8 protein-coding genes are annotated in these 6,723 nt (G+C 66.4%); 5 read left to right on the forward strand and 3 right to left on the reverse strand.

Translation table 11 applies throughout. From position 1 onward, the window contains the following. The first annotated feature begins 54 nt into the window (after nucleotides 1–54). Entirely contained in the window at nucleotides 55–735 is a 681-nt protein-coding gene (gene trmB, locus AC07OA_RS06250) for a tRNA (guanosine(46)-N7)-methyltransferase TrmB (RefSeq protein WP_494662891.1), read from the forward strand. Between the two features lie 236 nt (nucleotides 736–971). Here trmB and AC07OA_RS06255 read toward each other — a convergent pair whose 3' ends face one another. The 3 genes from AC07OA_RS06255 to ppa all read right to left on the reverse strand — a co-directional run bounded on the left by AC07OA_RS06255 (nucleotide 972) and on the right by ppa (nucleotide 2,769). Next, nucleotides 972–1,601, reverse strand: coding sequence for a hypothetical protein (locus tag AC07OA_RS06255; RefSeq protein ID WP_494662892.1), 630 nt, complete (start codon nucleotides 1,599–1,601; stop codon nucleotides 972–974). Between the two features lie 226 nt (nucleotides 1,602–1,827). Then, a complete protein-coding gene (locus AC07OA_RS06260) occupies nucleotides 1,828–2,229 on the reverse strand; it encodes a DUF5990 family protein (RefSeq protein ID WP_494662893.1) in 402 nt (133 codons plus the stop codon). Nucleotides 2,230–2,235: 6 nt separating this feature from the next. Next, nucleotides 2,236–2,769, reverse strand: a complete 534-nt coding sequence (gene ppa, locus AC07OA_RS06265; RefSeq protein WP_494662894.1) for an inorganic diphosphatase — start codon at nucleotides 2,767–2,769, stop codon at nucleotides 2,236–2,238. Nucleotides 2,770–3,016: 247 nt separating this feature from the next. Between ppa and rimP the strand changes: the two genes are divergently transcribed. The 4 genes from rimP to AC07OA_RS06285 form a co-directional block, all read left to right on the forward strand. Further along, nucleotides 3,017–3,697, forward strand: coding sequence for a ribosome maturation factor RimP (rimP, locus tag AC07OA_RS06270; RefSeq protein WP_494662895.1), 681 nt, complete (start codon nucleotides 3,017–3,019; stop codon nucleotides 3,695–3,697). Nucleotides 3,698–3,699: 2 nt separating this feature from the next. Next, nucleotides 3,700–5,385 (forward strand): transcription termination factor NusA, encoded by a 1,686-nt coding sequence (nusA, locus tag AC07OA_RS06275; protein WP_494662896.1) that lies wholly within the window; start codon nucleotides 3,700–3,702, stop codon nucleotides 5,383–5,385. Between the two features lie 54 nt (nucleotides 5,386–5,439). Next, the gene (locus AC07OA_RS06280; RefSeq protein ID WP_494662897.1) at nucleotides 5,440–6,090 is read left to right on the forward strand and encodes an RNA-binding protein; all 651 of its coding nucleotides are present in this window, start codon (nucleotides 5,440–5,442) and stop codon (nucleotides 6,088–6,090) included. A 190-nt stretch (nucleotides 6,091–6,280) separates the two neighbouring features. Next, nucleotides 6,281–6,723 (forward strand): translation initiation factor IF-2 associated domain-containing protein (locus AC07OA_RS06285; RefSeq protein WP_494662898.1); only part of this gene is annotated, 443 nt, incomplete at its 3' end.

The following is a 6,723-nucleotide window of genomic DNA, read 5'->3' on the forward strand; positions in this document are numbered from 1 at the left end:
ACAAGATCGGGGCCCGTTTCATTTGCGCCCGCATTTCGGGTAAAGACCCCGCCCATGACCAACCCCCAACAGCCCCACGGGCCGCTGCGCTCGTTCGGCCGCCTGAAGTCGCGGCCGGTGAAGCCGCGCCAGCAGGCCCTGCTCGACACCCTGCTGCCCGAGATTTCGGTGCCACACGCGGCCTTCCAGCCCAAGGACCTGATGCCCGAGGCTTCGGAAGTCTGGCTGGAGATCGGCTTCGGCGGCGGCGAGCACATGGCCGCCCAGGCCGGCCGGCGTCCCGACGTGCTGGTGATCGGCGCCGAGCCCTTCGTCAACGGCGTGGCCAGCGCCGTGCGTCACGTGGAAGAGCAGGCCCTCAAGAACGTCCGCATCCACGAGGGCGACGCCCGCGACGTGGTCGGCTGGCTGCCCGACGCCAGCATCGACCGGCTCTTCATCATGTTCCCCGACCCCTGGCACAAGGCGCGCCACAACAAGCGCCGGATCATCCAGCCGGCCTTCGTCGCCGATCTGGCCCGGGTGCTGAAGCCCGGCGCGGCCTTTCGCTTCGCCACCGACTGGGCCGACTACGCCGAGTGGACGGTCGAACGGGTGCTGGCCGACCCGGCCTTCCGCTTCGCCCAGCCCGACGCCGACCGCAACGCCCCTCCGGCCGACCACGTCACCACGCGCTACGAGGAAAAGAAGCTGGGCGACTGCGCCCCGGTGTTCCTGGATTTCGTGCGGGTCTGATCCGGTCGGATCCAGACGCAACATGCCCGCATTCCGGAACCGGCGCCTAGCGCACGGACAAGGAGTCCGTCGCCCAAGAAAAACAAACCAACGGCCTTGTGCAGCTGGTCTCCTTGATCGTGCTCCAGGCCGTACCGCTTCCAAGTCTCAGAGCCGGTATCGATCTCACTGGCCTCTGCGGCCTTTCGTTCTAAGCATGCCGGCGCGGGGAATGCTGAGCCCAGGAAGCCCGGAAGCTAGACGTTCATCTTCGAGCGGCGATATTTGGGCGACTTTACCTCTAGGCTGACCGGCTCACCAAGATCGGTCGAATACATCGACACCTTGTAGCCAGCGGGAGTCATCATCTTCTGCTCCAGCAAATCGCGAAACTCGCCGATGGGTGGGGCGTGTAAGCAAACCGGCGCCATCCGATGGCGCTGCTTTTCGTAGAGAATGACTTGGCGCTCTTGCCAAGTGACTCGCGTTTTAGCCAGAAGCGCTGGCCGGATCGCTTTTACGAGCGGCTCTGGGTCCATAAGGAATCCGAACCTTTCCAACTCGATCAGCAGGAAGGCGAAGTCGGGTGCCGCCAAAGCCGAGAAACCCCAGCTCTCATCCTCGCCTCGCTTTGGTTGATCGTGCACGTAACGAAGAGGAAGATCGAACGTATCGACAAGGTCGCGGTATGGAACATCGTGGATGGGGTCCAGACGCCCATCGAGATAGGTCGGGAAATCCTCGATGTCCGACCCGAAGGCCCATCCGCTCGTGGCGATGCGCTCAACGTAACTGGCGATCATTTTCTCGTTGCGACGAGTGGGGACGGGTTTGTTGAGGCCTGTCCAGACGGCCTTGATGAAATTGGTGTCCGTCTTGATGTCCATGGCTTAGCTCCGGTGGCTGTGAAGGTCGCCGGCAATTTGCCAGCACGACGCCTCGTGATCCGAATCTCCATGTGGAAGGGCAGCACTGCTTTGGTGATTTGCATAGGCGGCGCCTGCGCCCATCGGGCCGCTAAGGTCCCTCTTTGCAGAGCAACAGATAGAGGGGTTTCGTGCGCAATATTCATAACGCCGGCCGTTTTGCGGATGGTTCGAATTGCGGTGGCCTTCAGACCCGCCGCCAACCCGACAGCAGCGGCACGGTCGCGCAGGCCGGGCCGCCGTCCTTGTCGCGGCCGGCGATCCTGGCCTCAAGCACGGCCCCCGCCTCGGCGGCGGGCAGCTCGTGCAGATAGACCTTGATGCGCCGGGACCATTCGGAGTGCTGCCCCGCCTGCCGGCCCGAGGCGACATAGACGAACCGTCCCCGACCATCGACGCGCACGAAGCCGCCGCCGGGGCGAAGGCCCTCGGGCGTCGGCGTCAGGGTGATGGGGATGTCGAAGGCAAGATCGCCGCCGTCGGCCATGACCGGATCGACCGGCCGGCTCTTGGCGTCCTGCTTGGAAAAGACCACGCCGGCGGGCGGGTCGGCCAGGACGATCCGAAGGGTCAGATCGATCCTGGCCATGTCGTCCTAGTAGGTCTCGTCGTGGCGCTTGATCGCCGTACGGATCAGTTCGGCGGTCTCGTCCGGATCGGCCCAGCCGGTGATCTTGGTCGACTTGCCCTTTTCCAGGTCCTTGTAGTGCTGGAAGAAGTGGGCGATCTGCTCGGTCAGGATCGTCGGCAGGTCGCGCCAGCTGGACACGCCCGTATAGAACGGGTGCAGCTTGTCGACCGGCACGGCCAGGATCTTCTCGTCCGAACCGGCCTCGTCGACCATCATCAGGGCGCCGATCGGGCGGCAGCGGATGATCGCGCCCGGCACCACCGGGGTGGGGCCCACCACCATGATGTCGGCGGGGTCGCCGTCGTCGGCCAGGGTGTGCGGGATGAAGCCGTAATTGGCCGGGTAGAACATCGCCGTGTGCAGGAAGCGGTCGACCATCAGGGCCCCGCTTTCCTTGTCGATCTCGTACTTCACCGGCTCGCCGCCTTGCGGGATCTCGATGATGGCGTTCAGGTCGTACGGCGGATTCACGCCGACGGCGATCTTGGAGAGGTCCATTGTGACTCTTCGTTTGGGAGGGGTCCCGCGGGGAGGCGAGCCTGCGCGGGGCCTGTATAGGCCAAAGTTGCTGCGGTGCGGAAGCCCGCTACGGCGATGGGCGCGATCGGGCGTGCGATTTGGTCTCGGCTAGGGCGTTCGCCAGGGGGCTTCCAACCGTCCGAACATCGCGCTATATAGCTCCCACATCGTCCGTCAGCGCTGATAGCGCTTTCGAGCGGCGGCCCGAAAGGCTGCCGCTTTTTCTTTGGCCGTTCGCCAGCTTGGCTTTTTCGCCGAGTGTCGGGCGGCCCAGCGAGTTGAGAGAACCGTGCGCGGCAAGACGCAGGAAGACACTGGGCTGATCGAACTGCTCGATCCCGTCGCCGAGTCCGTCGGCTACGAGATCGTCCGCCTGCGCCTGATGGGCGGGGCCGAGCAGCGCCGGCTGCAGATCATGGCCGAGCGTCCGCTCCTGGAAGACGGGAGCGGGGGCGACATGAACGTCGAGGATTGCGCCCGCCTGTCGCGCGCCATCTCCGAGGTGATGGACGCCGCCGACCCGATCGCCGGCGAATACACCCTGGAGGTCTCCAGCCCGGGCGTCGACCGCCCGCTGACGCGGCTGAAGGATTTCGACACCTATGCGGGCTTCGAGGTCCGCATCGAGCTGGACCGCGTCGCCGAGGGCCGCAAGCGCTTCAAGGGCGAGCTGGCCGGCGTCGAGGACGACCAGGTGGGCCTGAACATCGAGGGCGAGGACGACGTCACCGTCTACTTCCCCTTCGAATGGATCGTCGACGCCAAGCTGGTGCTGACCGACAAACTCATGAAGCGCGGCGCCGAACAGCGCGCGGCCCGGGTGGCCGCCGACGGCGACGACGCAGACCAAGATCTCGGCGACGACGCCGAAGACGATATTGACCTGTCCGAAAGTGAAGAGGACTGACCATGGCCATCGGCATCTCCGCCAACCGCCTCGAGCTGCTTCAGATCGCCGACGCCGTCGCGCGTGAAAAGGGCATCGAGAAGGAAGTCGTCATCGAGGCGATCGAGGACGCCCTGCAGAAGGCCGCCCGCGCCCGCTACGGCGCCGAGCACGACATCCGCGTGAAGATCGACCCGCGCACCGGCGAGACCACCCAGAAGCGGGTGATCGAGGTCGTGCCGGACGACTTCGAGCTGGAAGGCGAGATCGGCAAGGTGGTGCTGTCTAAGGCCAAGCGCACCTGGCGCGACGCCGAGATCGGCAAGATCTACGAAGAGAACCTGCCGCCGTTCGAGATCGGCCGCGTCCAGACCCAGATGGCCCGCCAGGTCGTCATGCATAAGGTCCGCGAAGCCGAGCGCGAGCGCCAGTACGACGAGTACAAGGACCGCGCCGGCGAGATCGTCAACGGCAGCGTCAAGCGCGTCGAATACGGCAACGTCATCGTCGACCTGGGCCGTGGCGAAGGCATCATGCGTCGCGACCAGTCGATCCCGCGCGAGAACTTCAACGTCGGCGACCGCATCCGCGCCTACATCTACGACGTCCGCCGCGAGACCAAGGGTCCGCAGATCATGCTGAGCCGCGCCCACGGCGGCTTCATGGCCAAGCTGTTCGCGCAGGAAGTGCCGGAAGTCTATGACGGCGTCATCGAGATCCGCGCCGTGGCCCGCGACCCGGGCTCGCGCGCCAAGATGGCCGTGATCTCCAACGACTCCAGCATCGACCCGGTCGGCGCGTGCGTGGGCATGCGCGGCTCGCGCGTCCAGGCCGTGGTGGCCGAGCTGCAGGGCGAGAAGATCGACATCATCCAGTGGTCCGAGGACGAGGCGACCTTCATCGTCAACGGCCTGGCCCCCGCCGAAGTCTCCAAGGTCGTCATGGACGAGGAGGACGAGCGCGTCGAAGTGGTGGTGCCGGACGAGCAGCTGTCGCTGGCCATCGGCCGCCGCGGCCAGAACGTCCGCCTGGCCAGCCAGCTGACCGGTTGGCAGATCGACATCATGACCGAAAGCCAGGAGAGCGAGCGCCGTCAGAAGCAGTTCGCCGAGGCCACCGCTCTCTTCCAGGAAGCCCTGGACGTGGACGAGGTCATCGCCCAACTGCTGGTCACTGAAGGCTTCACCACGGTGGAGGACGTCGCCTATGTCGAGCCGCACGAGATCGCGGCCATCGAGGGCTTCGACGAGGAGACCGCCGAGGAACTGCAGACCCGCGCCCGCGAATTCCTGGAAAAGGAAGCCGCCGCCCTGGACGCCAAGCGCGTCGAGCTGGGCGTCGAGGACGAGCTGCTGACCATCGAGGGCGTGACCCTGGCCGTGGCCGTGGCCCTGGGCGAAGGCGACGTGAAGTCCATCGAGGACCTGGCGGGCCTGATCCCCGACGACCTGCGCGGCTGGTTCGAGACCAAGGACGGCGAGCGCGTGCGCGAGGCCGGCATCCTGGACAGCTTCAACCTGTCGCCGGAAGACGCCGAGGCCCTGATCATGCGCGCCCGCATCGTCATGGGGTGGGTCGAGGCCCCACCGGAACCGGAATATGTCGAGGAAGAAGGCGTCTACGACGAGGAAGTCGGCGACGAGGACCTTGGCGAGGCCGAGGCGGGCGAAGAGCCGGCCCAGGCCCCGGAAGAAACCACCGAAGACTGATCCTGAGCCCCGCGCCTCCCACGAAAGTCGGAGGCGCGGTCTTTTGCGAGCCATATGACCGACGCGACCGCCCCCAAGACCCACGCCGAAGCCAGCCGCCAGCGCAAGGACATCGTCCTGGGCGAGGCGGTCGACGAGGCGCGCCTGGTGCGGTTCGTGATCGGGCCCGACGGGACGGTGGTTCCGGACGTGGCCCGCAAGCTGCCCGGGCGCGGCATGTGGGTGGAATCCACCCGCGAGGCCGTGGCCGCCGCCGCCAAGAAGGGGCTGTTCTCACGCTCGGCCAAGACCAAGCTGACCGCCCCGGCCGATCTGGCCGACCAGGTGGAACGGCTCCTGGCCAAGCGGGTTCTTGACGGTCTGGGTCTTGCGCGGCGCGGGGGAAGCATTATCTCGGGCTTCGAAAAGGTCTGTTCGGCTCTGGCCTCTGGCAAGACCGCATGGCTGATCGAGGCGTCGAACGGCGCCGACGACGGCCGCCGAAAGATCCTCGCCGCCGTCCGCAAGGCCCCGAACGATCCCAAAATCTTCGGGATGTTCACATCCGACGAATTGGGTTTGGCCTTGGGCGGGGAGAATGTGATACACACGGCGCTCCTTGCTGGGCGCGGCACGGATCGCTGGACATTGGACGTCGAGCGGTTATCAGGCTTCCGCCCACTCCTTCCCCCGAGTTGGTCGGCGAGTAGGCGTGAGGAGCCCTAGGCCCTGGTCTCGACGGATGGTCTTTCATTCGTCGTCGCGAGAGTCCTGGAACTTGAGATAGGGGCGTGATCCGCTCCTTGAGTGAAGGGTCGGGAAACGCGCTTTCTTCGGAAAGTACGTCCAGGCCCCTTTCTCGTATGGATCGAACGGTTTTTTGGCCGGCCCAGCCGGCGGAAGTACAAGCGAGCGCATGAGCGACGAGAACGATAACGGTCGGCCTGGTTCCAACCCCGGTGGGCGAGCGCCCATGACGCTGAAGCCCCGCCAGGGGTCGGTCAGCGCCGGCGTCGTGAAGCAGAGCTTCAGCCATGGCCGCACCAAGACGGTGGTGGTTGAAACCAAGCGCGTGCGTCCGCACGCGCCGCCGACCGGCAACCTGGCCGCGCCGTCCTCGGCCGAGCGCCGCAACGACGCTCCGCGTCCGCCGTCGTCGCAAGGCGGCGGTGGCGGTGGTTCGTCCGCCGGCGGTCTGTCGCAGAGCGAGATGGTCGCCCGTCAGCGCGCCATCGAGGCCGCTCGCGAGCAGCAGGAACGCCAGGCCGTCGAGCGCCGCGCCGCCGAGGCCCGCGCCGCCGCCGAAGCCGCGGCTCGCGAAGCCGCCGCCAAGGCCGCCGCCGCGGCAGCGGCCAAGGC

The sequence above is a fragment of the Caulobacter sp. GW821-FHT09B08 genome, from assembly GCF_059418225.1.